The organism is Mesorhizobium sp. M7A.F.Ca.CA.003.01.2.1, assembly GCF_003998945.1.
Lineage (GTDB): Bacteria > Pseudomonadota > Alphaproteobacteria > Rhizobiales > Rhizobiaceae > Mesorhizobium > Mesorhizobium ciceri.
In genome coordinates this window covers 1-1,042 of sequence record NZ_RZRA01001360.1, presented here as the reverse complement: position 1 = coordinate 1,042, position 1,042 = coordinate 1, and the positions used below count along the sequence as shown (strand labels likewise).

Genomic DNA, 1,042 nt, shown 5'->3' with positions numbered 1-1,042 from the left:
GTTCCGTCAGTAGCAATGATCCCGGTAAAAGAGGTGAGCTGAGTGTCGATGTCGAGCGTGCCCCCCATGACGCCCAGGTTGCCCGCGAGGTCGGAAGCGTCGCCTGACAGCGTCAGCGTACCGGCGCCGGCCTTGCCGAAATGGCCGGGGCCGGTAATGGTCCCGGCATAGGTACCGTCGCTCGCCTGGTCGAAGACGACGGCGCCGGTGTTCACGCCTGAGAAGGTGAGATTGCCGCCGAAGCTGTTGGTGTCGCCGACCAAGGTGCCTTGATCGATGGTCCAGTCCTGCGCACCCGTGCCGGTCAGGGTAACGGTATTCGTCCCGGCCTTGTTAAAGCTCGTGAAGCCGACGAACTCGTCACTCGCGCCTACCGTGGCCGTATTCACGAGCTTCGAGACATTGAAGGCCGGTGTGGAAGGCAGCGTGTCATAGTCCCCGAGCATCAATGAGCCGGTCGCGCCACTCTCCACCACGACATTGCCGGTGATAATCGAGCCGTTTCGCAGGGAAAGCGTGTTGACGCCGCCGGTGAAGGTGATGGCGTTAGCCCGGCCAAAGAAAGAATCTCCCCCAGTAATCTCCCCAACGTTAAGCACCGCCAAATTGGCCCCAACGATGCCGGTACCACCGTTTCCATTGCTGGGCGTCAGGGGAATATAGCCGGGGGCGCCGCCACTGCCGGTTCCGCCAGCAGGGCCGTTAGAGCCGCCGGCATGGCCACCGTTGCCCTCGCCGCCAATGATCACTCCGCTGTTAAAAACCGTCCCACCATTTCTGAGGTCGATCGCTGCACCGGCGGATGCAGAAACCCCGGCGCGGCCACCGGTAATGCGACCGTCGTTGACGATGCTGCCAGAATCTCCCATCACAATGGCTGTTCCGCCGGTGGCTAAAGCCCCGCCCGTGCCACCGAGGACATCGCCATGGTTGGTCAAGTCGCCGCCGGCGTTCAAAACAATGCCCGCACCACCACCACCGCCGAAATTGGCGCCAGGATTGCCACCGTTTCCGCCAGCAACGGTGGCCGAGCTTTCAACAG

General features: G+C 62.6%; 1 pseudogene. It reads right to left on the bottom strand.

What is annotated here, in order from left to right:
• Window positions 1–938: pseudogene (locus EN969_RS32655) on the bottom strand (hypothetical protein); the annotation flags it as partial.
• Between the last annotated feature and the right edge of the window lie 104 nt (window positions 939–1,042).